The sequence below is a fragment of the Streptomyces sp. NPDC031670 genome (assembly GCF_055580545.1).
Genome location: NZ_JBVILC010000002.1, coordinates 60,440 through 84,351, shown reverse-complemented (window position 1 = coordinate 84,351; position 23,912 = coordinate 60,440). Strand labels below are relative to the sequence as shown.

Sequence of the window (23,912 nt, the reverse complement as noted above, 5' to 3'; positions counted from 1 at the left end):
GCCCCGGCCGCGCCGCGCCCCGCCCGGCTCAGTGCCGGAAGAAGATCCGGTCCCCGTACTCCGCCAGCACCCGCCCGTTCCACTCGTGGCCCCCGTCCACGTTCCCCGACCGCAGCAGCGGCGGTTCGAGGCCGCGCTCCGCGAGGGACTCCGCGGCGGCGGCCATCATCGCCTGCATCAGCGCACTCGTGACCACCGTCGAGGCGGGCGCGAACGGCGCCGGGACCGCCTCGTGGGTGAGTTCCGCGTCACCGATCGCGATCTTGCTGTCGAGGACGATGTCGCAGTGGTCGCGCAGGAACGTCCCCGACACGTGCCGCGACTTGGTGCTCTCGGTGTACGCCAGCGACGTCACGCCGATGACCTTCAGACCCAGCGCCCGTGCGTTCATCGCCATCTCGACCGGCAGCGAGTTGCGCCCGGAGAGCGAGACGACCACCAGGACGTCGCCGGGCTTCGCGGGGCTGGAGTCCAGGACCGCGCCCGCCAGCCCGTCCACCCGCTCCAGCGCGGAGCCCAGCGTCGCGGGCGTCACGTCCACCCCGACCGTGCCCGGCACCGCGAGGAGGTTCATCAGGGCGAGCCCCCCGGCCCGGTAGACCACGTCCTGCGCGGCCAGCGAGGAGTGCCCGGCGCCGAAGGCGAACAGACGGCCGCCCGCCGCCACGGTGTCCGCGATGGCGGTACCGGCGGCGGCGACGTTCCCGCCCTCCTCGTCCCGTACCCGCTGGAGCAGCCCGATGGCGGCGTCGAAGAACTGACCGGCCAGTTTGCTCTCGCTCATCGCCTGGGCCCTTTCCGGGGGAATGCTGGGGGAATGGGAATAGTCCGTGCCGCCGCACACGTTGCGGTCTGGACCATTGCCGTGTCAATACGCCCGGCATCCGCCCGGTCGCGGCCCGCCGCACGGGCCGTTCGCGGCCGGGGCACGGTTGTCAGTGCCATGCGTCAGAATTGAGCCAGGGCCAGCGCACGAGTGTTTTCGACATTCACAGCATCGAGGGGCACGTATGTCCGGACTGATCGACACGACGGAGATGTATCTCCGCACCATCCTCGAACTTGAGGAAGAGGGTGTGGTCCCCATGCGCGCCCGGATCGCGGAGCGACTCGACCAGAGTGGGCCGACCGTGAGCCAGACGGTCGCCCGCATGGAGCGCGACGGCCTGGTCCAGGTCGCGGGCGACCGGCACCTGGAGCTCACCGAGGAGGGCCGCCGCCTGGCCACCCGCGTCATGCGCAAGCACCGGCTCGCGGAGTGCCTGCTCGTCGACGTGATCGGCCTGGAGTGGGAGCAGGTGCACGCCGAGGCCTGCCGCTGGGAGCACGTGATGAGCGAGGCGGTGGAGCGCCGTGTGCTGGAGCTGCTGCGCCACCCGACCGAGTCGCCGTACGGGAACCCGATCCCGGGCCTTGAGGAGCTGGGCGAGAAGGCCGAGGCCGACGCCTTCCTGGAGGACGGCATCATCAGCCTCAACGAGCTGCAGCCGACGGACGACGGCATGACGGTCGTGGTGCGCCGCATCGGCGAGCCCATCCAGACCGACGCCCAGCTGATGTACACGCTGCGGCGCGCGGGTGTGCAGCCCGGCGCGGTCGTCAGCGTGACGTCCTCCCCGGGCGGCGTCCTGGTCGGCAGCAGCGGCGAGGCGGCCGAGCTGGGCGCGGACGTGGCCTCGCATGTCTTCGTGGCCAAGCGGTAGGGCGGACTTCACGGAGCCGGGGGCGAAGTCGCGAGGGTGTGCGGCATCGCCCCCGTTCCGTTGGGGCACAAGGGAGTTGGGAGAGCGGGCCGGGCGCCGTCCCCGCCCGTTCTTTTCCCGTCGGATCGGCAGCGGACGGGCGGTTCGCGTGCCACGCTGTCGGGTGAGGCATATGACCTGAAGGGCCCGAAGCCGGGCCTGGAGCCGGGCCCGGGGGAGCCGGAGGGCGTACGGCCCGCGAGGGAGGGGAGAGTGGAGACCATGCCGGAAGCCACGCCCCGCGGCGCCACGCGCCGTAACGTCACGCCCCTCCGCGCCGTTCGCGGTGAGCCCGCGACCCGTACGGCTTCCTTCCGTACGGCCCCGTCCCGTGGAGCAGCAGAGGGCCCCGGCGCCCTGCGGCGCCGGGGCCTGCCCTCCCCGCTGCTGACCCGGAGCCCCGAGCTCTCGGGGTCAGCTCCCTCGGGCCGGCCGTTCTGTCCCAGCGTGGCCGCCCGCCTCCCGCAGAAGATCTCCCCTCGGGGCGGCCCGTCAATCCTTGAGACCGGTCACTCGAACGAGGGGTGTTGCGGGAGAGACGCGAGTTTTCGAATAGAGGTTCGATACCCTGCGGTGAACTGACTCCAGACCGGCCCAGGGCTTCGGGGGCTGAAGGGGGTGCCTGACAGATGGCGCGACGCAGCGACGTGACGGGATCCGATGGCGTACGCCTCGCTGCCTGGGAGTTCGCGGACCCGCCCAAGGACCGCGGGGACAGCGACCGGGCCGCACCCGGGGTGTTACTGCTCCACGGACTGATGGGCCGCGCCGCCCACTGGGCGCCCACCGCCCGCTGGCTCGGCGAGAAGCACCGCCCGGTCGCCCTCGACCAGCGCGGCCACGGCCGCAGCGACAAGCCCGCCGACGGCCCCTTCACCCGCGAGGCCTATGTGGCGGACGCCGAGGCGGCGATCGAGCAGCTCGGCCTCGCCCCGGTCGCCCTCGTCGGCCACTCCATGGGCGCCCTCACCGCCTGGCAGCTCGCCGCCCGCCGCCCCGACCTGGTCCGGGCGCTGGTCATCTGCGACATGCGCGCCTCGGCGCTCGGCACGGCCTCGCAGCGCGAGTGGGAGGACTGGTTCAAGTCCTGGCCGGTGCCCTTCGCGACGCTCGCGGACGTACGGAAGTGGTTCGGCGAGGACGACCCGTGGGTCGAGCGCCCCAGCCCCTCGCGCGGTGACTTCTTCGCCGAGGTGATGGCCGAGCGCGCCGACGGCTGGCGTCCCGTCTTCTCCCGCCGCCAGATGCTGAAGTCCCGCGAGACCTGGGTGTTCGACGCCCACTGGGAGGAGCTGGCGCAGGTCCGCTGCCCGGCGCTGGTGGTCCGGGGCCTCGACGGCGAGCTCGGCCGCGCCGAGGCCCAGGAGATGGTCCGCGTCCTGCCCCGGGGGAGGTACGCGGAGGTGGACGGCGCCGGCCACCTCGTCCACTACGACCAGCCGGAGGCCTGGCGCGCGGCGGTCGAGCCGTTCCTCCGGGAGACGGCCGAGCATCCGGTCCCGTCGGAGCCCTGAATCAGCCCCGGCTGACCGCCGCGAGGATCTCCGGCAGCCGCCTCGCGGTGCGCGGGGCCGCCGCCCGCAGCCCGGTGTACGCGACGAGCACCGCGTACACCGCCCCCAGCGGCAGCAGCAGCCACAGCGCGCCGTGCCGGTCCGAGACGTGCAGCCAGACCGTCAGGGCGATCAGCGGCGCGCAGAGCAGCGCGCTGGTGAGCATCCCGCCGAGGATCGCCAGGGACGCGATCCCGCCCTGGCCCGGCGCCACGTTCTTGCGGCTGTCCTGCGGGATCGAGTACGGGAACAGCGCCGAGGCGACCGCGCCCGTACCGAGCATCGCCCCGAGCAGCCCCAGCGAGAGCCCCAACGCCTGCGGGAAGGCGCCCCAGTTGCCGACCAGCGAGGCCGTGACCACCGCGACCAGGACGGTGTCCGGCACCGTCACCAGCGCGATGGCCAGGGCGCGGGCGCGCAGCTCCAGGAAGGCGTCCCGGGAGGAGGAGACCGTCTGGACGACCATCCAGAACGCCGAGGTGTCCTGCCCGAACTGGTTGGACATCTGGGCGCCCAGCATGAACGCGCCGAACGAGGCGAAGTACACCGTGCCGTTGCCCTGGAGGGCGTTGACGACCGGGACGATCAGACCCAGGGCGAGCGAGGTGATCCACGCCGCCTTGGTCTTGGGGTCGCGCCAGGCGTAGCGCAGGGTGCGCAGCATCACGGTGCCGGTGCGGCCCTCGGGCAGCAGGGCGGCCGGGCCGGGCCGTCCGGCCCGCTCGCGGGCGGAGTCGGCGGGGCGCAGGGTCGAGCTGTCCGGGCTCGTCATCAGCCGCACCAGCGAGCGCTGCCAGGCGTACAGCAGGGCCGCCAGGGCCACCGCCGTCAGCAGGAGTTGCGCGGCGGCCCGTCCGTACGCGCCGTCGCCCGTCGCCTCGACCGCGCCGATCGCGGCGGCGGGCGGCAGCCAGCGCAGCACGTCCGCGACCGGGTCGAGGGCGGAGAGGCCGCCGGAGTCGCCGAGCTTCTGCACGCCGAAGTTGACGAACTGGAAGCCGATGGCGATCACCAGACCGCTCAGGACGGCGAGGTCGCGGCCCTTGCGGGAGGTCAGCAGACGGGTGTTGGCCGTCGCCACCGTCCGCGCGAGCGCCACGCACACCAGGATCGTCAGCGGTACGGCGACGACCGCGACCCCGGCCGCCGCCCCGCTCCGGGCCACCGCGAGCGCCGCGCCCAGCGTGAGGCAGAGCGTGAACAGCGGCCCGATACCGACCAGGGAGGCCGCCAGCAGCGCCACGATCAGGGGGCGCGGGCGCAGCGGCAGCATCACCAGCCGGGTCGCGTCCAGCGTCTCGTCACCGCTGGGGAAGAAGAGCGGCATCACCGCCCAGGCGAGCGCGAGGACGGCGGCGACCATGACGGCCACCGTGCCCGCGTGCGCGTCGCCGCGCAGCGCCACCAGACCGAGGAGCTGGAGGGCGGCGAAGAGCAGGGCGAGGACGACGGAGGTGATGTAGGCGGCGCGGCGCCCGCCGGACTGCCGCAGGCCGTTCCTGAGCAGTGACAGCTTCAGCCGCACGAAGAGCGGGACGAGCAAGGGCGCGCCCGGGGACGCGGGCGCCGTCGGTGCCGTGTGCGCGGTGCTCATCGGGCCGCACCGCCGCCGAGCCAGTCGAGGGTGTCACCGGTGTCGCGGCCGTGGGCGCCCACGAGTTCGAGGAAGGCGCTCTGGAGCGAGCTGGCGCTGCCCCGCACCTCCGCGAGCGTGCCCTGCGCGCGGATGCGCCCCGCCGCCATCACCGCGACCCAGTCGCACAGCGACTCCACGAGCTCCATGACATGGCTGGAGAAGACGACGGTCGCGCCGGAGGCGGTGTAGCGCTCCAGGACGCGGCGGATGGTGGCCGCCGACACCGGGTCGACGCCCTCGAACGGCTCGTCGAGGAAGAGCACTTCGGGGTTGTGCAGCAGCGCCGCCGCGAGCCCGATCTTCTTGCGCATCCCCGTGGAGTAGTCCACGACGAGCTTGTGCTGGGAGCCCGCCAGGTCCAGCACGTCCAGGAGCTGGGTGGCCCGCTTGTCGACCTCGGCGCCCGGCAGTCCGCGCAGCCGGCCGGTGTAGCCCAGCAGTTCGCGGCCGGTGAGGCGCTCGAAGAGCCGCAGCCCCTCGGGCAGCACGCCGATCCGGGACTTCACCGCGACCGGGTCGCGCCACACCTCGTGCCCGCCGATCTCGACGGTGCCCCGGTCGGGGCGGAGCAGGCCGGTCACCATCGACAGGGTGGTGGTCTTGCCCGCCCCGTTCGGCCCGACCAGACCGATGAACTTGCCCGCCGGCAGCTCCAGATCGATCCCGGCGACGGCGATCTGGTCGCCGAAGCGCTTCCACAGATCGCTGACCCGGACGGCGGGCGGCAACTGCCCCGCGGGTGCCGGTTCCGCCGCAGCGGAGCCGCCGTCGAATGCCTGGTCCGGCATGGTGGTGCGCCTTTCGTCCCCGTCCGTACGTCCGTACGGCCTCGGGAACAGCCTACGAGCGGCGGCCCCGGGCGGCGGCGGCCTCGCGTCCGCAGGCGTACGCGACGGGGCTGATCAGCTCCTCCGCGTCGGGCAGCCAGCGGTTGGCGGGGGTGGGGCGGCGGGCCCACTGCACCGCGCCACGGCCCCCGACCCGGGTCGGGGGCGCCGCCACGTACTCCCCCTCGCCGCGGGTGACCAGGTCGATCGAGGACGCCGTCCAGCCCAGCCGGCGCACCAGGTCGGGGACCTTCGCGCAGGCTCCGGGCAGCACGAAGAACAGCATCCGGCGGTCCGGGGTGCAGGTCACCGGGCCGAGCGTGAGCTCCATGCGCTCCATGCGGGCGAGCGCCAGGAAGCCGGCCGACTCGGGGACGTCGATCGCGTCGAAGGTGCGGCCGGTGGGGAGCAGGATCGACGCCTTCGGCTGCTTCGACCACAGACGGCGGGCGGCCACCGCGCTGCCCGTGGCCTGGCTCGCCCAGTCCGGCCGGGACGGGTGCGCCCCCGGCGCGGGGCAGGCGGCGTCGCCGCAGGAGCAGTGCTCCACGCCCTCGGCCGCCTCCAGCCAGGTGCCGGGGAACACGTCCCAGTGCCGCTCTTCCGCGTACCGCACCGCGCTGTCGAGGAGCTGGTCACCGCGCTGCTTGGGGATCTGTGCGGCTTCCGTGCCTGTGATGGTCTCTTCCACGCAGGACTCAACTCCCCCCGTCACCGCGGGTTACGGGCGCGCGACAGGCGGCGCAGGAGCATCGATCCTGCATCCGGGGCGCATGGGTGCATGGACGGGGGCGCGCGTGCGGCTGCGCCTCTCGTGGCGGGTAACCAGAAGCGGGGGGCTCAGCGGAACCGGACAATGCGCGCGTTCGTTCGACATCACCCGTGACCGTCATTCATCCGATTGACGGCACATGCTGTGTTTCTTGCGCTTCCTGCGTTTCCTGCACTTTTCCACGTTCCCTCCGCTTCCTTCGCATTCTCTGCCTTTTCGCAGGGCAGTGATCACAGCAGTGATCAACTGCCGCATCAGGGGGTTCACATGGCAGCCAGGCCGCTAGTCGCCCGCCAGCCCAATGAACGGCTGCAGGCGCTCATCCAGGAAGCCGGGTGCTCCAACGCGGGTCTCGCCCGGCGCGTCAACATGGTCGGCGCCGAGCGCGGGCTCGACCTCCGGTACGACAAGACATCGGTGGCGCGCTGGCTCCGCGGCCAGCAGCCCCGGGGACGGGCGCCGGGCATCATCGCGGAGGCGCTGGGACGCAAGCTCGGGCGCACGGTGACGATCGACGAGATCGGCATGGCGAACGGCAAGAACCTGGCGTCGGGGGTGGGCCTGCAGTTCTCGCCCACCGTCCTCGGCGCGATCGAGCAGGTCTGCGAGCTGTGGCGCAGCGACGTGGGCCGCCGCGACTTCCTCACCGGCTCCACGGTCGCCGCCTCCGCGCTGGTCGAGCCCAGCCGCGACTGGCTGATCACCGGGGCGGACGCGCAGGTCGCGCGGCACGCCGGGCAGCGGGTCGGGATCGCGGACGTCGACGCGGTGCGGGCGATGACGGACGCGCTGGTCGATCTCGACCACCGGTTCGGCTCCGGGCACGTACGGCCGGTGGTCGTCCACTACCTCAACAGCGTGGTGTCCGGGCTGCTGGCGGGTTCGTACCGGGAGACGGTCGGGCGCCAGCTGTTCGCGGCGGTGGCGCGGCTGACGGAGCTGGCGGGGTACATGGCGGTCGACACCGGCCAGCCCGGTCTGGCCCAGCGCTACTACATCCAGGCGCTGCGGCTCGCCCAGGCGGCCGGGGACCGGGGGTACGGCGGATACGTCCTGGCCGCCTCCATGAGCCACCTCGCCGCCCAGCTCGGCAATCCGCGCGAGATCGCGCAACTGGCGCGGGCGGCGCAGGAGGGGGCCCGGGGCCGGGTCACCCCGCGCGCGGAGGCGATGTTCTTCGCGGCGGAGGCGCGCGGGCACGCGCTGCTCGGGGACGCGCGTACCTGCCAGACGGTGGCGGGGCGGGCGCTGGCCGCGATGGAGGCGGCGTCCTCGTCGCCGGACTCCGGGGACGACCCGTCGTGGATCGCGCACTTCGACCACGCCTACCTCTCCGACGAACTCGCGCACTGCCACCGGGACCTGGGGCAGCCCGAGGCGGCGGCGCGGCGCGCGGAGGAGTCCCTCGCGGGCCACCCCGAGACACGGGCGCGGCGCCGGGCGATCGGACTGGTCCTGCTGGCCACGGCGCAGGTGCAGCAGCGGGAGGTGGAGCTGGCGTGCGCGACGGGGACGCGGGCGGTGGAGCTGTTGTCCACGTTGCGGACGAACCGGGGGGCGGACTATCTGGACGATCTCCAGCAGCGGTTGGAGCCGTATGCGGACGAGCCGTCGGTACGGGAGTTCGGGGCACGCCTGGAACTCCAGGCAGCCTGAGCCCCCCCCGTACGGGGCTCGCCCCCAACTCCGCTTTCGTCTGCGGACAGTGGTGGGCCGCTCGCGCAGTTCCCCGCGCCCCTAACTACCTAGGGGCGCGGGGAACTGCGCGCTCAGCCACAGACAACCCGCAGACGACCACCGGGCCCTGAAGGGGCGCGGGGAACTGCGCGACCAGCCCACCACCGACCGGCAGACGAATCCCCGGCAGTACAGGGGCGCGGGGAACTGCGCGAGCAACCACCCACCGGGCCGCGCACGAACCCCCGGCCGGCAACGGGCGTCCCAGCCGTGCGGACCGCCCACCAGGCGGCGTGGCACCCCGCCCCACAGACCCGGTAGCGTGACTCGACGATTCCGTAGTCCCACGCGTAGGAGTCCCGGTGACGCAGAGCCGACAGGGTGACGAGCCGCAGCAGCCCGCTGCACGGCCCGCACACGAGGGCGTCGTGCTGCCCGCCGACGGGTCCGCCCCCTGGCCGCCCGGCGGCCGGCCGTGGGAGGCCCGGCAGGACGGGTGGGCGCAGCCGCTGCCCCCGGAGAGCGGTGACGCCACCCAGTACATCGCCCCCGTACCCGCGGGCGCCGAGGAGACGCAGTACCTCACGCCGCCCCCGGCGAACGCCTCGGACGCCACGCAGTACATCGCTCCCGTCCCCCCGGCACCCCCCGGCGCCTCCGACGCCACCCAGTACATCGCCCCCGTGCCCCCGGGCCCGCCGGGCGCGCTCCCCCCGGAGACCCCGGGCGGCGGCGCCGAGGCCACCCAGTACCTGCCGCCGGTCCCGGCCGCGCCGCAGGACGTGCCGCAGGACGCGCCGTACGGCATACGCCCGGCCGGGGCCGAGGAGCGGCAGCCGCCCGCCGAGTTCGACAGTCTCTTCAGGAACGACGCGGCGCCGCAGGGCCAGCACACGGCCGGCGGCCAGCAGTTGCCCCGGTTCGCCCCGGCCCCGCCCGTACAGGTCCAGTTGCAGACCCCGCAGGCACCGCCCCCGCCCGGCCGGGCCGCCGCGTACGACGCCTACGACTCGTACGACGAAGAGCCCCGCCGCCGCTCCCGCCTCGGCGTGATCGCCGCCGTCGGCGTCGGCCTCGCGGTCGTGGGTCTCGGCGCCGGGTATCTGATCAGCGGCATCGGCGGCGGTGACGGCGCGAAGAAGGACGACAACGCGCCCATCGCCGCGACCACCCCGACCACCGGCGGCGATGACGGCAAGGCCGACGCCGACCCCGACCCCGCCAAGGCGCAGGCCGTCGAGCTCGACAAGCTGCTCGCGGACAGCAACAACAGCCGGGACGCCGTCATCGGCGCCGTCGCCGGGATCCGCGGCTGCGACAAGCTGGACACCGCCGCCTCGACCCTGCGCGACGCGGCCCGCCAGCGCGGCGAGCTGGTCACCCGGCTCCAGAAGATCGCCGTGGACAAGCTGCCCGACAACGCCAGGCTGACCGCCGAACTCACCAAGGCGTGGCAGGCGTCGGCGTCCGCCGACAACCACTACGCGGCCTGGGCCGACCAGACCGGCAAGGACAAAGGCTGCAAGCACGGCCACGCCCGCCGTACGCCCGAGGCCGCCCAGGGCGACCGCGCCAGCGGCGAGGCCACCCTCGCCAAGAAGCAGGCGGCGGGGCTGTGGAACGCCATCGCGGGCAAGTACGGCCTGACCAAGCGGTCCTCGACCCAGCTCTGACCGGCCCCGGCCCCGCCCCCGGCCGGTACCGGCACCGGAACCGGTACCGGCGGGGCCCGGGGCCCGGGGTGCGTCAGCCCAGGGCCGACGCGTCCTCCAGCGTCCGGCTCACGTCCGTGAACCCGCGCTGCGCCGCCGTGAGCCGCCCCGCCTTCACCACCTGGAACGTCACGTCCCGGTTGACGATCCGGGGGAAGTCCGGCGCCGCGAGCATGTCCTCGAACTTCCACCGCAGCGTCGGCGTCAGCCCGCCGGTCTCCACGCTGACGCCCCGGTTGAGGGCGCGGACGAGGTCGTGCGCGGCCACGTCGTTCTCGTCGAGCGACTCGACGGCCCTCTTCAGGACGGTGTACGCGATCCAGGTCGTCTGCACCCCCGCGTCCGCCGCGTCGACGGACTCGTCCCGGAACGCCTGTTCCCGGATGACCCGCTTCATCGGGTCCCAGCGCGGATCGGCCGCCTCCGGGTACCAGCCGGTGATGTACGCGCCCTCGAACGGGCCGTCCGCGCCGCCGGTGCGGTCGACCAGCGGCTGCCCGACCGAGCCGAGCACCGAGGCGATCTGCACCTTCTGGCCGTCGTTCTCGACGCGCCGGAAGGAGTCGAAGAACGTCTCGGTCCGGGCGCCCAGGACGGCGGTGACGCACCCCTTGCGGGCCCGCTCGGCCGCCGCCTTCGCGCCGATCCTCCCCGGCAGCCCCGGGTCCGCCCCGGCCCGTACGAGCGCCTCCTGGGCCTGCGGGGTGTAGTCGCCCGCGTCCTCGGCGGTGCGGATGTCGGCGGACGGCCTGCGGCGGCCGGCGGTCAGCCCGGAGTTGAGCAGGACGGGCAGGATGTCACCGGAGACGGTGTCCGGCCGTACCAGCGCGACCTTCTCGCACCACACCGCGAGCTGCTTGCCGGTGCCGGCGAGCAGGGTGGCCTGGCCGCCGTTGACGGGATAGGAGAGCGCGCTGGTGAACTCCTCGTCGGAGACGCCGTACCCGCCTATGTACGGGATGCCGGCGGCCTCCAGGGGGGCCATGAAGGCGCGGCCGTGCTGGCTGTAGGAGCCGACGACGGCCACCGCGTTCTCCTTGACCGCCCGACGGGCGCACTCGGCGGCGCCGACGGCGGTGTTGTGCTCGTCGCAGGTGAGGACCTGGAGCTTGTGGCCGTCGATGCCGCCGTGCGCGTTGACCCAGCGGGCGTACGCCTGCGCCATGGACGGCATTCCGGGCATATTGGTCGCACGGGTGTGGTCCGGCGCCCAGGTCATGACCGTGACGGGCTCCCTGGATCCCCCCGTGGTCCCAGGGAGCGCGCCACAGCCGGTCACCAGCGAGGCTCCGACCGCCGTACACGCGGCGACCAGGGCGGTCATCGCGGAGTGGAAGGGGCGGGGGGAGGAGGAGCTGCGCCATCCGGTCATGTCCCTGCACAATTCCGCCTCATGGGTAACGGCGGAGTGAGCGTTTCTCAACGCAGGGTGACGTGCTGGTGAATTACCCGGGCGCCCGAGGTCCGCCCGGGGTCCGCCCGGGGTCCGTACGGGGTCCGTACGGGTCCGCACGGGTCCGGGCGGGGGCCCGGAGAAGGCCGGGAAGAGATGAACGTACGATCGACCGCGTGCAGCAAGGTTCAGCCAGCTCTTCCCGTCGCGGCCGTCGCTCCTCCACCATGGGCGGCATGCCGTTGAATGACATGCCCTGGTGGCGCTGGCGCGCGAACGTGCGGTCCGCGCTGCACATGCTCTCCGACGACGCCTTCCAGCAGGAGGTGTGGCTGGCCGGGCGGGAGGGGTACGGGGACATCACCGACGCCGTCTACCGGCTGGTGGAGGACACCTGGCTGGACAACTGGTCGGCCGAGAAGTACGTCGGCACGGTCTTCCGGGACTCCGGTGAGGCCGCGCTGGTGGACGTCGCCGTGCTGCGGGTGCTGCGGATCATGCACCAGGTCGGCGCGGACGCCCCGGTCTCGGCGTTCCTCGCGCACCACGGGTGGCCGGAGGCGGTACGGGCGGCGCGCGAGGCGCACGTACGGCTGGCGACGAACGACGGGGACGATCCGGACGCGCAGCCGCGCTCCCTGGAGGTCCTGCGGATCCTGACGCGCTCGGCGTAGCCGTCGGAGGAGCGTGGGGGCGCGGGGGTCCGCATCCTGGGCCGGGCCCGGGGGCCGGGTCGGTTTGTGGCATCCTGCCTGGATGACTGACCAGTACGTCCTCACGCTCTCCTGCCCGGACAAACAGGGCATCGTGCACGCCGTGTCGAGCTATCTCTTCATCACCGGCTGCAATATCGAGGACAGTCAGCAGTTCGGGGACCGTGACACCGGTCTCTTCTTCATGCGGGTCCACTTCTCGGCCGAGGCGCCGGTGACGGTGGAGAAGCTGCGGGCCGGCTTCGCCGCCGTGGGCGACTCCTTCCAGATGGACTGGCAGATCCACCGCGCGGACGAGCGCATGCGGATCGTGCTCATGGTGTCGAAGTTCGGCCACTGCCTCAACGACCTGCTCTTCCGCTCGAAGATCGGCGCGCTGCCGGTGGAGATCGCGGCGGTGGTCTCCAACCACACGGACTTCGCGGAGCTGGTCGCCTCGTACGGCATCCCCTTCCGGCACATCCCCGTGACGAAGGAGACGAAGGCGGCGGCGGAGGCGGAGCTGCTGACGCTGGTGCGGGAGGAGGGCGTCGAGCTCGTCGTGCTCGCCCGCTATATGCAGGTGCTCTCCGACGACCTGTGCAAGCAGCTGAGCGGCCGGATCATCAACATCCACCACTCGTTCCTGCCGAGCTTCAAGGGCGCGAAGCCGTACCACCAGGCGCACGCCCGGGGCGTGAAGCTGATCGGGGCGACCGCGCACTATGTGACGGCGGACCTCGACGAGGGGCCGATCATCGAGCAGGAGGTCGAACGCGTGGGGCACGAGGTCACGCCGGACCAGCTGGTGGCGGTCGGGCGGGACGTGGAGTGCCAGGCGTTGGCGCGGGCGGTGAAGTGGCATGCGGAGCGGAGGATTCTGCTGAACGGCCGCCGCACGGTGGTCTTCGCGTAACGCCATCCGGGGGCGCACCCCCGGCCCCCCTGTGCCCCGTGGGGGCTTCAGGGCCCGGTGTTCGTCTGCGGCCCGGCGGGCGGCTGAGCGCGCAGTTCCCCGCGCCCCTCAATGTCTCGGGCCGAGCTGGGTTCTCCGGCTGCGGGCGGAGTGCCTAGGGGGCGCGGGGAACTGCGCGAGCGACCCGCCACGGTCCGCAGGCGAAAGAAGGATGCAGCGGGCCGAGCTGGGTCCTCCGGCTGCGGCGCAGCACCTCAGGGGCGCGGGGAACTGCGCGACCGGCCACCCGCCCGCCGCAGACGAACCCCCGGCAGCCGCCGCGCCCGCCCCCGGGGGGGCTAGAGGCGGCTCAGGGACGCCGTCGCCAGGAGGACGTCTCTGATCGCGTCGCGGTCCCCCATCCGCCCCGCCGCCGCGTCCTCCGGCGGCACATGCCCCGCCGCCAGCCGGCAGAACTCCACGCCGTCCAGGGCGATATGGGCCACCTCGTGGTCGGGGGAGCCGAGCGCCGCCGGGGAGTCCAGCGCGATGTACCAGTCACCGCCGCCCGCCCCCTCGATCTCCAGCCGGAGCGACCGGCCGGGCGAGCCCGCCGTGACGAGGCGGGCCGGTGGCGGCGCGAGACCCGCGCGCCGCCGGGCCGCCAGCGCGTCGGGGAGGATCCGTGCCGCGAGGTCTATCATCCGGTGGAGATGGGCGCCCGACGGCGGCTCATACGGATAGTCGACCGCGTCCGCGATGTCCCCGGCGTGGATCCAGCACTCGAAGGCCCGGTCGAGCAGCGCGTCCCGGAGCGGAAGCGCGAAGTCGCCGTAAGGGACGGCGAGTTCGGCCGCGCCCCGCCCCGCGAACGACACCGTACGGATCAGCGTGTGCGTCTGCTCGCGCCACGGCTCCCGTACCGCCCGCGTCAGCGGATACCGCGTCGAGGTCCAGAACGCCTCCGTACGGGCCGTCGGCCCCGCCGGGAGGCCCGCGCCCGCCGGGTCCTCCAGACCCAGGGCGGCGGCCACCAGCCCGTCCACCGCCAGCAGATGGCCGATCACGCCCGCCACCGTGGTCCTGCGGTTCATCTGCCGCTCCCGCTCGAACCACTTCAGCCGCACCGGAGCGTGCCACTCCGCGTCGCCGAAGTCATTGAGCAGCGCGTCCAGCCGGGCGGCCTCCGCGTCGTACGCGGACGCCCAGTCCGGCACGGGGATGCGGGCGGGGCGACGGCCCAGGCAGTTCTCCAGGACCCGGGACCGCAGCAGCGGGTCCAGGTCCAGGCTGCGGTCGGTGTGCAGCAGCCCCACCGCGTCCCGCAGCCGCAGCGCCTCGTCGGCGCAGGGCGCGCACTCGGTGAGATGCGCCTCCACGGCCTCGGTCTCCTCCGCCGAACACGCGGTCAGCGCCCACGCCCCGAGCAGCGACTTCAGTACGGCGTGCGAGCGGACCACGGGCTCGGGCGCGGGTTCGGCGGCCGGGACCGGCGCCGGCAGGTGTGCGATGTCGTCCGCCGCCCGCCGCGGTGGCGGTATGCGCGGCGTGCCGTTCTCGTCGTCGGGCAGCGCGGGCCCCTGCTCCGCGGGCCCGTTCACAGGGCACGTCCGTAACCGGGCGGCGAGGAGCCCTCCGCCGGGCGGGTGTTCGCCGTGGACAGCAGCTGGAGACCGAGCCGCAGCCGGCGCCGCGCCTCGTCCTCGCTGATGGAGAGGTCGGCGGCGGCCTGCCGGTAGTCGCGGCGCTGGTGGTACGCCAGTTCCAGTGCCTGCCGCAGCGGCGCGGGCATCGACGTCACGATGTAGTCGGCGCGGGCGGCGGCCGTGGCGCGCAGCACCTTGGCCTCCAGCTCCTCGGTGGAGCCGCCGTCCCGCGCGTACTGCGCCGCCTCGGACTGGCGCAGCCGCAGCACCGCCTGGCGCTGGGCGAGCTTGGCGACCCAGGAGCGCATGGAGCCCTGCTTGGGGTCGTACGCGTCCGGGTTCTCCCAGACGTAGCCGAACACCTCGCGGGTGATCTGGTCGGCGGCGGAGTCCTCGCCGAGCACGCGGTGGGCGAGGCTGTGCACGAGCGAGGCGAACCGGTCGTACAACTCACCGAGGGCGGCTGCCTCCCCGCGCGCCAGGCGCTGCTGCATCCTGCGGTCCCAGCGAGGTGGTGCGTCCTTCGCCATGCGGCTCCCCAACCGTCTGCGCGTGTACCGTCGTGGGTTGTTTGTGGCTTTTGTCCAGACCCCTGTGTACTCGTGTCTCCTCGAATGTAGTGCGCCCGGCCCAGGAGGAGCGCTCGTTTACGGCAAGTGCGCCCCCGAAGGGGCAGGTCGTGGTAGAGGGAGGTGGTTTCGCGCGGTGTGGGCCGGGCAGGCGCCGGGCACGGGCAGGGGCCGACGGCACAGAGAGGTACCGGACGCGTGACGCTGATCGTGAACGAGGCCGAGCAGGGCGGATGGGCCGTGGTCCGCGTCCGCGGGGAACTGGACCTGGTGACGTCGCCGCAGGTCAGGCATGTGGTCCACGAGGCGGTGGCGGCCGGCCGGCACGATCTGGTGCTCGATCTGTCCGGTGTGCTCTTCTGCGACTCCAGCGGCGTGGGCGTGCTGATCGCCAGCCGCCGTCTGATCCGTTCCTGTCAGGGCAGGCTCCGTCTGATCCTCCCGGCCCGGGGCGCGGAGGACGGCTCCCATGTCAACCGGGTGCTGGCGGCTCTGGGCGTGCGCCGCCTGTTCGACGTGTACGCGGACGTGGCGACGGCCGCACGGGAGAACGAGCAGCCACTCTCCGCCTAGCGCGTACCGGGCGTCGCGGGGCGGGCGGGACCTTCTCAACACGCCCCGGCCGCCCACCCCGGTGCGACGGCGCGGCTGGCCCCCACCCCCCAGGGGCGCGGGGGATTGCGCGAGGGCCCGGCACGGTCCGCACCCGAGCGACGTCAGGCGCCGCCCCCGAACCTCTCCCGCAGCCGGTACTTCAGTACCTTCCGCAGCGTCTCGTTGCGCGGCAGCGCCTCCACCACCTCCAGCCGCTCCGGCAGCTTGTGCACGGACAGGCCCTGCGCGCGCAGATGCGCGGTGACCTCGGGCAGGGTCAACACGCCCGCCCCCGGCGGCTGTTCGACCACCGCGCACACCAGCTCCCCGCGCTCCGCGTCCGGCAGCCCGATCACCGCCGCGTCACCCACCCCGGGATGGCGGTGCAGCAGGTCCTCGATCTCCTTCGGGGAGATGTTCTCGCCCTTGCGGATGATGATGTCCTTGAGCCGGCCGGTGAGGACCAGATAGCCGTCCTCGGTGAGGCGGCCGAGGTCGCCGGTGCGCAGGAACCCGTCCTCGTCGAACGCCTCGGCGTTCTGAGCGGGGTCCAGATACCCCCGGCACACGGCCTCCCCGCGCAGCCGCACCTCCCCGTCCACGATCCGTATCTCCATCCCCTCGGGCGGCCGTCCCTCGGTGGTGGCCAGGTTCTCGTCGGTGTCGTCCGGCGAGCCCATGGTGATCATCGGGACCTCGGTCATGCCGTAGCCGTGGGTGAGCCGCACCCCCATCTCGCGGACGACCGAGTGGTAGAGCTCCGGCGGCTTGGGCGCCCCGCCGCCCGCGAGCAGCCGCAGCGAGGGGATGACCTTCTCGCCCGGCCGTTTGCGCTGCTCGGCCAGGAACATCGAGTAGAAGGCGGTCGACCCGCCCGCCACGGTCACACCGTGCCGGCGGTACGCCTCCAGCGCGCGCGGCAGTGCGAAGTGCTCGAACATCACCGCGGGGAAGCCGTACAGGAGCAGCATCACCGTGTAGTCGGGCCCGGCGATATGGGCGTACGGGAACGCCATCGAGCCCACGTCGTCGGCCGTCAGGCGCAGCGCGTGCGCCAGGCAGGAGCCGCCCGCGATCAGTGAGCGGTCGGTGTGCAGGACGCCCTTGGGGTCGGAGGTGGTGCCCGAGGTCCAGTAGATCCAGCGGACGGCGGTGCCGTCGGAGGGCGGGGGCGGCAGGACGGCCGGATCGCCGTCCGGGAGCGTCCCGTACGCCTCGAAGACGCCCCGCGCGCCGAGCCGGGCCGCCATCGCGCCGTGGTCGAAGCCGCGCCGGAGCCCGGGCACGGCGAAGAACTCCGCGCCCGACTCCCGTAGTGCGAAGCCCACTTCGCGGTCGCGGTAGAAGGGGATGACGGGCGACTGGACGGCTCCGAGGCGGGCGAGGGCGAAGGAGAGGAGCGCGGTCTCGATCCGGGTGGGCAGCTGCCAGGCGACCACGGTGCCGGGGCGCACGCCCATGCCGTACAGGCCCGCCGCCACCCGTTCGGCGCGGTCGTGGAGCTCGCCGAAGGTCAGGGCCCGGTCGTGCTGGAGCAGGACGGGCCGGCCGGGGGTGAGGGCGGCGCGCCGGGCGACCAGTTCCCACAGGGTGTGCGAGGCGCCCAGCGCGTGTGCGGTGTCGTTCACGTCGACCCCCAGGGAACAGCGGTAGCTGACGGCTAGTCAGATCGTGGGCAGGAGCGTAGGGGCGACCGCCTTGTCGGTCCAGGGGTGCGGGGCTAGCCTGCGTTCTGACGGTCCATCAGATTTGCCCGCCGGGTGGAGGCCACGCATGACCGAACTGCCGCGCGTCGTCAGCGTCGACGACCATGTGATCGAACCGGCCCACCTCTTCGAGACCTGGCTCCCGGCGAAGTACCGCGAGCGGGGGCCGCGCCCGCTGACCGCCGGCATCGGGGAACTGGCCTACGTGGGCGGCAGGTACCAGATCACCATGGACCCGGACGGGCCGCCGACGGACTGGTGGATCTACGAGGACCTGAAGTTCCCGTACAAGCGCAACATCGCCGCCGTCGGCTTCGACCGCGACGAGATGACCCTCGAGGGCATCACCCGCGAGGAGATGCGGCGCGGCTGCTGGGACCCGAAGGCGCGGCTGGCCGACATGGACCTCAACCACGTCGAGGCCTCGCTCTGCTTCCCGACCTTCCCCCGGTTCTGCGGGCAGACCTTCGCGGAGGCGCACGACAAGGAGGTGGCGCTGGCCTGCGTACGGGCCTACAACGACTGGATGGTGGAGGAGTGGTGCGGCGACAGCGGCGGCCGGCTGATCCCGCTCTGCCTCATCCCCCTGTGGGACATCGAGCTCGCCGTCGCCGAGATCCGCCGCAACGCCGCCCGCGGGGTACGGGCGGTGACCTTCTCCGAGATCCCCACCCACCTCGGCCTTCCGTCGATCCACTCCGGCTACTGGGACCCGTTCTTCGCGGTCTGCCAGGAGACCGGAACGGTCGTGAACATGCACATCGGCAGCAGCAGCCAGATGCCCGCCGCGAGCCCCGACGCCCCGCCCGCCGTGCAGGCCTCGCTGAGCTTCAACAACGCCATGGCGTCGATGATGGACTTCCTGTTCAGCGGGGTCCTGGTGAAGTTCCCGCGCCTGAAGCTCGCGTACTCCGAGGGGCAGATGGGCTGGATCCCGTACGCCCTGGAACGCGCCGACGACGTGTGGGAGGAGCACCGCGCCTGGGGCGGGGTCCGCGACCTGATCCCCGATCCGCCGTCCACGTACTACTACCGGCAGATCTTCTGCTGCTTCTTCCGCGACAAGCACGGGGTGGCGTCGCTCGACGTGGTGGGACGGGACAACGCGACCTTCGAGACCGACTACCCGCACGTCGACTCCACCTTCCCGCACACCAAGGAGGTCGCCCTGGACCACGTCAAGGGCCTCGACGACGAGACGGTGTACAAGCTGATGCGCGGCAACGCGATCCGCATGCTCGGTCTGGAGCTGGACAAGGGCCGCTGGTAGTGGACCTCACGTACACCGAGGAGGAGGAAGGGTTCCGGGCCCGGCTGCGGCAGTGGCTGGCGGCCGTGCTGCCGGGGCTGCCGCCGAGGCCCGACCCGCTGGACTGGCCGGGGCGGCGCGCCTACGACACCGGCTGGCAGCGGATGCTGTACGACGCCGGGTACGCGCGCGTGCACTGGGACACCTCCGCCACCCGCCGCCTGATCCTCCTGGAGGAGACCGAGCGGGCCGGGGCGCCCTATGTCGGCGCGAACTTCGTGGGACTGCTGCACGCGGGCCCCACCATCGCGGCCGAGGGCACCGAGGAGCAGCGCGCACGGTGGCTGGAGCCGGTGCTGCGCGGCGACGAGGTGTGGTGCCAGGGGTTCTCCGAGCCCGGGGCGGGCTCGGACCTGGCGGCGCTGCGGACCCGGGCGGTACGGGACGGGGACGCGTACGTGGTGAGCGGCGCCAAGATCTGGACCTCGCACGCGCAGGTCGCCGACTGGTGCGAGCTGCTGGTGCGCACCGACCCGGACGCCCCCAGGCACCGGGGCATCACCTGGCTGGCGATGCCCATGGACGCGCCCGGCATCACGGTACGGCCGCTGCGCACGCTCGCCGGGACCGAGGAGTTCGCCCAGCTCTTCCTGGACGAGGTGCGCGTCCCGGTGACCCATCGGGTGGGCGCCGAGAACGACGGCTGGCGCGTGACCATGGTGACCCTGTCGTACGAGCGGGGCACGGCCTTCGTCGGCGAGGTGGTCGCGTGCCGCCGCGTCCTGGTGGAGATCGCCCGCGCCGCCCACGCCAACGGGAGCTGGGACGACGACGGGATCCGGCGGCGGCTGGGCGCCCTGCACGCGGAGTTCACGGCCCTGTGGCGGCTCATCCAGTGGAACGTGAGCGAGTCGGAACACAGCGGCGGCGTTCCCGGGACCGGCGGCTCGGTCTTCAAGCTGCGCTACTCGCACGCCCGCCAGGAGCTGTACGACGCCGCCGCCGCGGTCCTCGGCCCCGACGCCCTGGACCTCGGCCGCGAATGGAGCCGGGACCGGCTCTCCTCGCTCTCGTACACCATCGCGGCCGGCACCTCCCAGATCCAGCGGAACATCGTCGCCGAGCGGATCCTCGGCCTGCCGAAGGGGGGCCGCTGATGGACTTCCGGCTCAGCGAGGACCAGCGGGCGCTGCGGACGGGCGTACGGGAGGTCCTCGCCCGGCGCTTCGACGCCGCCGCGCTGCGCGGCGCCGCCGACGGGGGAGGACTGGACCGGAAGCTGTGGCGGGCGCTCGGGGAGGCCGGGTTCTTCGCGTTGCGGCTGCCGCCGGAGGCGGGCGGGGCCGGGCTCGGACTGCCCGAGGCGGTGCTGCTCTTCGAGGAGGCGGGGCGGGCGCTGCTGCCCGGTCCGCTGATCGCCACGCAGCTGGCGGCGGGCCTGGTGGCGGGGGCGGCCGAGGGCACGGCCGTGGTGACCGGGCCCGACGGCGGCCTGGTGGAGTGGCTGGCGGAGGCCGACGTGGTCCGCGGAGACGTCACCGGCGCCGAGCCCGTCCACTCGGCCGACCCGCTCACCCCGCTGCACCGCGTCCCGGGCGCCGGGGACGCCGGGGGCACCGGGACGCCGGAGCGGGCGCTGCTGAGCGCCGCCGAGCAGGTGGGCAGCGCGGGCCGCAGCACGGCGCTGGCGGTCCAACATGCCCGGACGCGCGAGCAGTTCGGGCAGCCCATCGGGGCCTTCCAGGCGGTGAAGCACCTGTGCGCGGAGATGCTGGTCCACACGGAGGTGGCCCGCGCCGCCGTCTACGCGGCGGCCGTCACCGGCGACCCGGTGGAGATCACGGGCGCCAAGCTGCTGGCCGACGAGGCGGCGGTGCGGTGCGCCCGGGACTGCCTCCAGGTCCACGGCGGGATGGGCTTCACCTGGGAGGCGGAGGTCCACCTCCATCTGAAGCGCGCGTGGCTGCGGTGCGCGCGGTGGCCGACCGCGCGGCAGGCGCGGGAGCTCCAGGCGGCGGCGCTGGCGGAGGCGATGTGAGGCGGGCCCCGGCGGGGCCGGCCGGGCGCGGCGGCGAGGCGTTGGCCGGAGCGTGATGAAGCGTCACTGTGCGTCGATACCGGGTTGTGTCCTTCCCGAGACTCGTCACACCCCGGAGTCGGGGCCACCCTCGGGTACCCTCCGTGGGGTGCGATCCCTCAGGTATCCCGCGCGCCCCTGTTCGACCCCCCGCAATGTGCGTCGCACAGTATGCACCACGCGTACTCCTTCGCGCTGGAATATGCCTGAAGCGCTTGTTGCGGTGACTGTACGTCAACCATGCTGTCTCGTAAGGAAATCACGTTCCGTGAGCTTGTCGAGGCGCGAGGCGATGTGTCCGCCGGTTCGGATGGTGTGAGCGGTGCAGGTGCTTCAGGTTCAGTTGGAGGTCGGAGCCGACCCCGCCGAGGTGGGACGCGCTCGCAGATGGGCCCGCTCACGGCTGGCCGGGTGCGGGATACGGCTGGACGAGCCGCTCGCCGAGACCCTGATCCTGCTGATCTCCGAGCTCGTCACCAACGCGGTGGTGCACACCGGCTGCCCCGCCGTGCTCCGGATGCTCTTCGGCCCCGTCGACGGGCCGGCCGACGGCGGTACGGTCCGGGTCGAGGTGGCCGACACCAGTGCGTGCGCCCCCAGGCCGCGCCACGCGGACGGGGACGACACCAACGGTCGGGGCCTGGAGCTGGTCGACGGCCTCGCCGACCGCTGGGGCTGGCAGGCCGAGGGCGCGGGCAAGTCGATCTGGTGCGAGGTGGACCGCTGCTGCGACGGGGGCGCGCCGGAGCGTACGGGCGGAGCGTTCGAGCCGGGCGCGTATGAGCCGTCGTGCGCTGTCACAAATCGGGCATAAAAGGCAAAGCTTTCACTAGGTGTTGACGCGCCGTGGCCGCCTGATCACCCTTGGATGAGCGATTCGTCGCGAGGGGACGCCGAGGGCGCGGGCCGGCCCCCGGTCCGTTCCGGAGCCGGTCCTGGTTCTCCTCGGCGAGTGCGGGTCGTGGCTCGGCGTGGGCCCAGGGCAAGGCTCCTCCAGGGCGTGGGGAGTGGGGCGAGCACGCCGTAGCCGGGTGGCGGCCCGCCGTGCCGTGCTCGGGGTGCGCATGACGCGCCGCCACCCTCGGACGGAGCGGACGGAGTGGACGGAGTGGGCGGATCCGGGGCGCGGACTCCTCGTGCGTCCCGGCGTGGAGCGGCGTGTGACACGCCCCTACAGCACGGCGACCGGCGCGACCGGGGTCCCCGTGGCGCCCACGAACGGCTCGGGCATCGCCGACAGCCAGAACGCGTACCGCCGCTCTTGCGCACAGGCTGTGGACAACTCCTCCAGATTCCAGTTCTGCCCCTGGAGCATCCCCATCTCGACCAGATCCAGCGCGTGCACCGCCAGCCACAGGTTCTCGATCTCCGGCGGGAAGATCTCGAAGGTCAGCGTGTCATTGGCGACGGCCGCGACATCGCGCGCGTGGAACCACTCGGGCGTGCGCAGCGACAGGCCCGGCGAGGGGAAGCCGTACGCGTGCCGGTCGCCGCCCAGGCAGAGCCGCATCTGCCCCGTCCGTACGAGCACGATGTCGCCCGCGCGGACCGTGACCCGGCCCAGCTCCTCGGCGGCCGACAGGTCCTCGGGGGTGACCGCGTGCCCGCCGGGCAGCCGGTCCACGCCGTGGACGCGGGCCACGTCCAGCAGCACCCCGCGCGAGACGAGGTGGCGTGACTTGTCGATGCCGCTGAACTCGGCGCCGCCGTGGGCGGTGATGGTGGTGGAGGGGCGGCCGTTGTAGATGCGGCCGGAGTGCGAGACATGGGTCAGCGCGTCCCAGTGGGTGGCGGCCTGGAGCCCGAAGGTCACGGTGTCGTCGCTGGTGGCGACGGTGCCCGGACCGAAGATCTCCTGGTTGATCTGCACCATGGTGTGCAGCGGGTTGACCCGGCCGGGGATCAGGCCGGTCTGGACGCCGTTCTGCTCCAGGGGCAGGGCGAGGGGGACGCGGTGGCCGGTGCGGACGGTGGCGGCGGCCTCCCGTACGACCTCGTCCGTCACGAGGTTGAGCGTCCCGATCTCGTCGTCCGGGCCCCAACGGCCCCAGTTGTTCACGCGTTTGGCGATCTCGTGGAACTCGGGCGGCAGCGCGGAGCCGGCGTGCGTGGCTGACGTCGCGGACATGTGGGCCCTCCCTGGGTCTTGTCTTCCGGTGGCCGCGGGGCCATAAAATCTAACGGTCCGTCAGAAACCGCGGGAAGGGGCCGGGCGTGGGGAACTTCTTGGCAGGCAAGGTGGTCGCCGTGACCGGTGCGGGGCGCGGGATCGGCCGGGCCGTGGCGCTCGCGGCGGCGGCCCAGGGCGCCAAAGTCGTCGTCAACGACTACGGCGTCTCCATCGACGGCGCCTCGCCCAGCAGCGGGATCGCGGACGCGGTGGTCAAGGAGATCGAGGCGGCCGGCGGTGAGGCGGTGGCCGTCGCCGACGACGTCTCGACCATGGAGGGCGGCCGGCGGATCGTCGACACCGCGCTCACCCGCTGGGGCCGGGTGGACGGGGTGGTGTGCGTGGCGGGCATCCTGCGCGAGCGGATGCTCTTCAACATGACGGAGGAGGAGTGGGACCCGGTGGTGGCCACCCACCTCAAGGGCACCTTCACGGTGTTCCGGGCGGCCTCGGCGGTGATGCGCCGGCAGGGCACGGGCACACTGATCGGCTTCACCAGCGGCAACCACCAGGGCAGTGTGGCGCAGGCCAACTACAGCGCGGCCAAGGGCGGTGTGATCTCCCTGGTCCGCAGCGCGGCGCTCGGTCTGCACAAGTACGGCGTCACTGCCAACGCGGTCGCGCCCGTGGCGCGTACGCGGATGTCGGCCAACGTGCCCATGGAGCTGACGGAGATCGGCGAGCCGGAGGACGTGGCGGCGTTCGTGGTCTACCTCCTCAGCGAGCGGGCCCGCGAGGCGGGGGTCACCGGGCAGGTCTACACGGTCGCCGGACCCAAGATCGCGGTCTGGGCGCAGCCGAGGGAGCTGCGGGCGGGGTATGTCACGGGGGGCGCGTGGACGCCGGAGCGGATCGCGGAGTTCCTGCCGGGGGGTGTGGGGGTGGATCCCATGCCCTTGCTGGAGCGGGTGGGGGAGATGGGGCGGGCGGCGGGGGCGGGGGCGCGGCCCAACGCGTGAGGGGCCCTCCGGGGGGGTGTGCGGGCCGGGGGTTCGTGTGCGG

General features: G+C 73.2%; 21 protein-coding genes. 12 read left to right on the top strand and 9 right to left on the bottom strand.

What is annotated here, in order from left to right; translation table 11 throughout:
- Positions 1 to 28 precede the first annotated feature (28 nt).
- Positions 29 to 784: an SIS domain-containing protein gene (locus ACZ5ID_RS04380; RefSeq protein ID WP_468893309.1), complete on the bottom strand. Its 756-nt coding sequence runs from the start codon at positions 782 to 784 to the stop codon at positions 29 to 31.
- 226 nt (positions 785 to 1,010) lie between these two features.
- Between ACZ5ID_RS04380 and ACZ5ID_RS04375 the strand changes: the two genes are divergently transcribed.
- Both ACZ5ID_RS04375 and ACZ5ID_RS04370 read left to right on the top strand, forming a co-directional pair.
- Complete coding sequence (locus ACZ5ID_RS04375) at positions 1,011 to 1,703, top strand: metal-dependent transcriptional regulator (RefSeq protein WP_468893307.1); 693 nt, start codon at positions 1,011 to 1,013, stop codon at positions 1,701 to 1,703.
- A 668-nt stretch (positions 1,704 to 2,371) separates the two neighbouring features.
- Positions 2,372 to 3,256, top strand: coding sequence for an alpha/beta fold hydrolase (locus ACZ5ID_RS04370; RefSeq protein ID WP_468893305.1), 885 nt, complete (start codon positions 2,372 to 2,374; stop codon positions 3,254 to 3,256).
- A 1-nt stretch (position 3,257) separates the two neighbouring features.
- Here ACZ5ID_RS04370 and ACZ5ID_RS04365 read toward each other — a convergent pair whose 3' ends face one another.
- The 3 genes from ACZ5ID_RS04365 to ACZ5ID_RS04355 are packed head-to-tail and all read right to left on the bottom strand — an operon-like array spanning position 3,258 to position 6,449.
- Entirely contained in the window at positions 3,258 to 4,889 is a 1,632-nt protein-coding gene (locus tag ACZ5ID_RS04365) for a transporter (protein ID WP_468893303.1), read from the bottom strand.
- Positions 4,886 to 5,719, bottom strand: coding sequence for an ABC transporter ATP-binding protein (locus ACZ5ID_RS04360; protein WP_468893301.1), 834 nt, complete (start codon positions 5,717 to 5,719; stop codon positions 4,886 to 4,888). The genes ACZ5ID_RS04365 and ACZ5ID_RS04360 overlap by 4 nt, the downstream gene beginning before the upstream one ends.
- A gap of 52 nt (positions 5,720 to 5,771) precedes the next feature.
- Complete coding sequence (locus ACZ5ID_RS04355; protein WP_468893299.1) at positions 5,772 to 6,449, bottom strand: bifunctional DNA primase/polymerase; 678 nt, start codon at positions 6,447 to 6,449, stop codon at positions 5,772 to 5,774.
- A gap of 348 nt (positions 6,450 to 6,797) precedes the next feature.
- Here ACZ5ID_RS04355 and ACZ5ID_RS04350 point away from each other — a divergent pair, with 348 nt between their 5' ends.
- Both ACZ5ID_RS04350 and ACZ5ID_RS04345 read left to right on the top strand, forming a co-directional pair.
- A complete protein-coding gene (locus tag ACZ5ID_RS04350) occupies positions 6,798 to 8,186 on the top strand; it encodes a transcriptional regulator (protein ID WP_468893297.1) in 1,389 nt (462 codons plus the stop codon).
- Positions 8,187 to 8,569: 383 nt separating this feature from the next.
- Positions 8,570 to 9,880 carry a hypothetical protein gene (locus ACZ5ID_RS04345; RefSeq protein ID WP_468893295.1) on the top strand — a complete coding sequence of 437 codons (1,311 nt, stop codon included), beginning with the start codon at positions 8,570 to 8,572 and terminating at the stop codon, positions 9,878 to 9,880.
- Positions 9,881 to 9,953: 73 nt separating this feature from the next.
- Here the strand turns inward: ACZ5ID_RS04345 and ACZ5ID_RS04340 are convergent, their stop codons facing one another.
- Positions 9,954 to 11,291: an ABC transporter substrate-binding protein gene (locus tag ACZ5ID_RS04340; protein ID WP_468893293.1), complete on the bottom strand. Its 1,338-nt coding sequence runs from the start codon at positions 11,289 to 11,291 to the stop codon at positions 9,954 to 9,956.
- A 248-nt stretch (positions 11,292 to 11,539) separates the two neighbouring features.
- On the opposite strand from ACZ5ID_RS04340, the gene ACZ5ID_RS04335 reads away from it, so the two are divergent.
- Both ACZ5ID_RS04335 and purU read left to right on the top strand, forming a co-directional pair.
- Entirely contained in the window at positions 11,540 to 11,986 is a 447-nt protein-coding gene (locus ACZ5ID_RS04335; RefSeq protein WP_468894173.1) for an SCO4402 family protein, read from the top strand.
- A gap of 82 nt (positions 11,987 to 12,068) precedes the next feature.
- Positions 12,069 to 12,920, top strand: coding sequence for a formyltetrahydrofolate deformylase (purU, locus tag ACZ5ID_RS04330; protein ID WP_468893291.1), 852 nt, complete (start codon positions 12,069 to 12,071; stop codon positions 12,918 to 12,920).
- A gap of 338 nt (positions 12,921 to 13,258) precedes the next feature.
- Here the strand turns inward: purU and ACZ5ID_RS04325 are convergent, their stop codons facing one another.
- Positions 13,259 to 14,500 carry a zf-HC2 domain-containing protein gene (locus ACZ5ID_RS04325; protein ID WP_468893288.1) on the bottom strand — a complete coding sequence of 414 codons (1,242 nt, stop codon included), beginning with the start codon at positions 14,498 to 14,500 and terminating at the stop codon, positions 13,259 to 13,261.
- Positions 14,497 to 15,075, bottom strand: a complete 579-nt coding sequence (locus ACZ5ID_RS04320) for a sigma-70 family RNA polymerase sigma factor (protein WP_468893286.1) — start codon at positions 15,073 to 15,075, stop codon at positions 14,497 to 14,499. Before ACZ5ID_RS04320 ends, ACZ5ID_RS04325 begins: the two co-directional genes overlap by 4 nt.
- 237 nt (positions 15,076 to 15,312) lie before the next feature.
- Here ACZ5ID_RS04320 and ACZ5ID_RS04315 point away from each other — a divergent pair, with 237 nt between their 5' ends.
- Positions 15,313 to 15,687: an STAS domain-containing protein gene (locus tag ACZ5ID_RS04315; RefSeq protein WP_468893284.1), complete on the top strand. Its 375-nt coding sequence runs from the start codon at positions 15,313 to 15,315 to the stop codon at positions 15,685 to 15,687.
- Positions 15,688 to 15,830: 143 nt separating this feature from the next.
- Here the strand turns inward: ACZ5ID_RS04315 and ACZ5ID_RS04310 are convergent, their stop codons facing one another.
- The gene (locus tag ACZ5ID_RS04310; RefSeq protein WP_468893282.1) at positions 15,831 to 17,336 is read right to left on the bottom strand and encodes a class I adenylate-forming enzyme family protein; all 1,506 of its coding nucleotides are present in this window, start codon (positions 17,334 to 17,336) and stop codon (positions 15,831 to 15,833) included.
- A 145-nt stretch (positions 17,337 to 17,481) separates the two neighbouring features.
- Between ACZ5ID_RS04310 and ACZ5ID_RS04305 the strand changes: the two genes are divergently transcribed.
- The 4 genes from ACZ5ID_RS04305 to ACZ5ID_RS04290 all read left to right on the top strand — a co-directional run bounded on the left by ACZ5ID_RS04305 (position 17,482) and on the right by ACZ5ID_RS04290 (position 21,554).
- The gene (locus ACZ5ID_RS04305) at positions 17,482 to 18,684 is read left to right on the top strand and encodes an amidohydrolase family protein (protein ID WP_468893280.1); all 1,203 of its coding nucleotides are present in this window, start codon (positions 17,482 to 17,484) and stop codon (positions 18,682 to 18,684) included.
- Positions 18,684 to 19,820: an acyl-CoA dehydrogenase family protein gene (locus ACZ5ID_RS04300; protein WP_468893278.1), complete on the top strand. Its 1,137-nt coding sequence runs from the start codon at positions 18,684 to 18,686 to the stop codon at positions 19,818 to 19,820. The genes ACZ5ID_RS04305 and ACZ5ID_RS04300 overlap by 1 nt, the downstream gene beginning before the upstream one ends.
- A complete protein-coding gene (locus tag ACZ5ID_RS04295) occupies positions 19,820 to 20,701 on the top strand; it encodes an acyl-CoA dehydrogenase family protein (RefSeq protein WP_468893276.1) in 882 nt (293 codons plus the stop codon). Before ACZ5ID_RS04300 ends, ACZ5ID_RS04295 begins: the two co-directional genes overlap by 1 nt.
- A 361-nt stretch (positions 20,702 to 21,062) precedes the next feature.
- A complete protein-coding gene (locus ACZ5ID_RS04290) occupies positions 21,063 to 21,554 on the top strand; it encodes an ATP-binding protein (RefSeq protein WP_468893274.1) in 492 nt (163 codons plus the stop codon).
- 357 nt (positions 21,555 to 21,911) lie between these two features.
- On the opposite strand, the gene ACZ5ID_RS04285 is transcribed toward ACZ5ID_RS04290, so the two are convergent.
- Positions 21,912 to 22,868 (bottom strand): cyclase family protein, encoded by a 957-nt coding sequence (locus tag ACZ5ID_RS04285; RefSeq protein ID WP_468893272.1) that lies wholly within the window; start codon positions 22,866 to 22,868, stop codon positions 21,912 to 21,914.
- Positions 22,869 to 22,954: 86 nt separating this feature from the next.
- On the opposite strand from ACZ5ID_RS04285, the gene ACZ5ID_RS04280 reads away from it, so the two are divergent.
- Positions 22,955 to 23,869, top strand: coding sequence for an SDR family oxidoreductase (locus ACZ5ID_RS04280; protein WP_468893270.1), 915 nt, complete (start codon positions 22,955 to 22,957; stop codon positions 23,867 to 23,869).
- Positions 23,870 to 23,912 lie beyond the last annotated feature (43 nt).

What these genes read in the sequence shown, in the direction of transcription:
- ACZ5ID_RS04380 (WP_468893309.1), bottom strand. Translation starts at nt 784, where the DNA reads ATGAGCGAGAGCAAACTGGCCGGTCAGTTCTTCGACGCCGCCATCGGG.
- ACZ5ID_RS04375 (WP_468893307.1), top strand. Translation starts at nt 1,011, where the DNA reads ATGTCCGGACTGATCGACACGACGGAGATGTATCTCCGCACCATCCTC.
- ACZ5ID_RS04370 (WP_468893305.1), top strand. Translation starts at nt 2,372, where the DNA reads ATGGCGCGACGCAGCGACGTGACGGGATCCGATGGCGTACGCCTCGCT.
- ACZ5ID_RS04365 (WP_468893303.1), bottom strand. Translation starts at nt 4,889, where the DNA reads ATGAGCACCGCGCACACGGCACCGACGGCGCCCGCGTCCCCGGGCGCG.
- ACZ5ID_RS04360 (WP_468893301.1), bottom strand. Translation starts at nt 5,719, where the DNA reads ATGCCGGACCAGGCATTCGACGGCGGCTCCGCTGCGGCGGAACCGGCA.
- ACZ5ID_RS04350 (WP_468893297.1), top strand. Translation starts at nt 6,798, where the DNA reads ATGGCAGCCAGGCCGCTAGTCGCCCGCCAGCCCAATGAACGGCTGCAG.
- ACZ5ID_RS04340 (WP_468893293.1), bottom strand. Translation starts at nt 11,291, where the DNA reads ATGACCGGATGGCGCAGCTCCTCCTCCCCCCGCCCCTTCCACTCCGCG.
- ACZ5ID_RS04335 (WP_468894173.1), top strand. Translation starts at nt 11,540, where the DNA reads ATGGGCGGCATGCCGTTGAATGACATGCCCTGGTGGCGCTGGCGCGCG.
- purU (WP_468893291.1), top strand. Translation starts at nt 12,069, where the DNA reads ATGACTGACCAGTACGTCCTCACGCTCTCCTGCCCGGACAAACAGGGC.
- ACZ5ID_RS04320 (WP_468893286.1), bottom strand. Translation starts at nt 15,075, where the DNA reads ATGGCGAAGGACGCACCACCTCGCTGGGACCGCAGGATGCAGCAGCGC.
- ACZ5ID_RS04305 (WP_468893280.1), top strand. Translation starts at nt 17,482, where the DNA reads ATGACCGAACTGCCGCGCGTCGTCAGCGTCGACGACCATGTGATCGAA.
- ACZ5ID_RS04295 (WP_468893276.1), top strand. Translation starts at nt 19,820, where the DNA reads ATGGACTTCCGGCTCAGCGAGGACCAGCGGGCGCTGCGGACGGGCGTA.
- ACZ5ID_RS04285 (WP_468893272.1), bottom strand. Translation starts at nt 22,868, where the DNA reads ATGTCCGCGACGTCAGCCACGCACGCCGGCTCCGCGCTGCCGCCCGAG.